Origin of the sequence: Entomohabitans teleogrylli, assembly GCF_001484765.1 — a bacterium.
GTDB lineage: Bacteria > Pseudomonadota > Gammaproteobacteria > Enterobacterales > Enterobacteriaceae > Entomohabitans > Entomohabitans teleogrylli.
The window spans coordinates 1-1,942 of the sequence record NZ_LLXO01000073.1 but is presented as its reverse complement, the minus strand read 5'-3'; the positions used below and the strand labels follow the sequence as shown (position 1 = coordinate 1,942).

3 protein-coding genes are annotated in these 1,942 nt (G+C 50.6%); 2 read left to right on the top strand and 1 reads right to left on the bottom strand.

Features of this window, described 5'->3' with window-relative positions; all coding sequences use genetic code 11:
- Positions 1-155: 155 nt before the first annotated feature.
- Both AQ981_RS25215 and AQ981_RS25210 read left to right on the top strand, forming a co-directional pair.
- Entirely contained in the window at positions 156-920 is a 765-nt protein-coding gene (locus AQ981_RS25215) for a hypothetical protein (protein ID WP_154675986.1), read from the top strand.
- Positions 921-968: 48 nt separating this feature from the next.
- On the top strand, positions 969-1,226 hold the full coding sequence (locus tag AQ981_RS25210) for a hypothetical protein (RefSeq protein ID WP_058914505.1): 258 nt from the start codon (positions 969-971) through the stop codon (positions 1,224-1,226).
- Positions 1,227-1,253: 27 nt separating this feature from the next.
- Here AQ981_RS25210 and AQ981_RS25205 read toward each other — a convergent pair.
- Positions 1,254-1,942: IS3 family transposase (locus AQ981_RS25205; RefSeq protein WP_058914504.1), on the bottom strand; the 689-nt coding region annotated here is incomplete at its 5' end.

Below are 1,942 nucleotides of genomic sequence, written 5' to 3'. Positions count from 1 at the left end.
CCGCGTTTGCAGCATATCTGACATCGTAATTATTTCAATGAAGATACATGGCGAACATAATGAATAATATAAAACTGTCTGTGCTGGCAATTTTATTAATAAGTCCCGGGATATATGCAGCCCCAACCACCTATTCCTGGCCTGCGGTAACGGCAGTGACGGGAACTGGTGCTTCCGGAAACGCACTGGTAGTCAATATCACGGTACGTCCGGCACAGATCACTGCCGAATCGACGGCAAATTTCTGCGCGACTGTGGGCATAACTGGTTCGACGACCTGCTTTGTCGGCATTGTCGCCCAGACTAAATCCCGGCCGACGCAATGGACCTCACTTTCAGTCTGTGGAAATGCAACGGGTACGAATATCAGTATAGGCAATGGTTGTATGTCCGTCGGGTCCGAGGCAACCTGGGCGCAGGTTGGTCCCGCTTTGCAGGCGCTGTCAAATGGTAATTATAATTCTGTCCTTACCAACGGTCAGTATTGGTACTTTCAGGGTGAAGTGACCTGCGTAAAATATATGGGAGGGTTCCATACCGTGGCGGGCATATATGAACCTCTGGGTATCAATGCAACCTGTACCCCACCTAATGATATCTGGTGTGCGCCAACCTCTCCCAGCACCAATATCAGCCACGGTACGCTGGATATCTCGGCGGCCTCCGGGCATGTCGCCTCCACCACCCTGAACATGCAGTGTTCCGGTAATACAACATACATCCTGCGGGCATTAACCCATCCGATTCGGCTGAGTAACGGCCTGCAGTCAACGTTGCGCGTCAATAACGCCGCGCTGGGTTCGACGATCAGTGGTTCGACCGGAACCCAGAGCCTGAGCATCAGCTCCACGCTGAGTGGCAGCACCAGCACAACCGGGAGCTTCAGTGGTCAAACGATCCTGATGGTAGACTATCCATAGGAAATAAGCTACCTGCATTGCAGGTAGCTTTGGCACTGCCCCCAGTAAGTGGGTGAACGAAGAGCTTCAGCAGGAGACCTGCTGGTAATAGCCAAGCTGGCAAACGACTCACTACTGGCTATTGTGACCGAGAATGGGACCACAATTGAGCAACAAATAATGTGGTTATTTGGATTTTCGGAACTTGCTCATCTTGGTTTTTCCATCAAATCAGAACTGGAAACGGAACAGGATCGCATTGGCTTTGCGGCCAGAGTTATACTTGAACAAATAGGTGTTGAGGCTGAAGAGGAAGCTCCTAACTGAATACCGCAATGAATCGCCACGGATAATCTAGACACTTCCGAGCCGTTGATAATACTGGTTTTCATATTCAGCCGGTGACATCTGATTGCTCGAACCATGCCGACGTTTACTGTTATAAAACATTTCGATGTAATCAAAAATATCGCTACGGGTTTCTTCACGCGTTCCGTAGATCTTTTTCTTTATCCGTTCACGTTTCAGTAGCTGGAAAAAACTCTCTGCAACCGCGTTATCATGACAGTTACCGCGACGGCTCATGCTACCTTCCAGACCATGTGACTTCAGGAACGACTGCCACTCATGACTTGTGTATTGACTGCCCTGGTCTGAGTGAACCAGCACCTGTTTTTGGGGATTACGCCGCCATACAGCCATCAGCAGTGCGTTCAGAACAATGTCCTTTGTCATCCGGGATTGCATTGACCAGCCGATAACCTTGCGTGAGAACAGATCAACAACCACGGCAAGATACAACCACCCTTCGTGGGTCCTGATGTAGGTTATGTCCGTTACCCAACGCTCATCCGGAGCATCCGGATTGAACTGTCTCTGGAGCCTGTTAGGCGACACGATACTGACCTCGTTTTTGCGTGCCCGCGGGCTCCGGTAACCGATCTGAGCCTTTATCCCGACTCGTTTCATCAGTCGCCAGACTCTGTTCACTCCGCACCGTTGCCCGCTGTCCCGCAGATCCAGATGGATCTTGCGATAGCCAT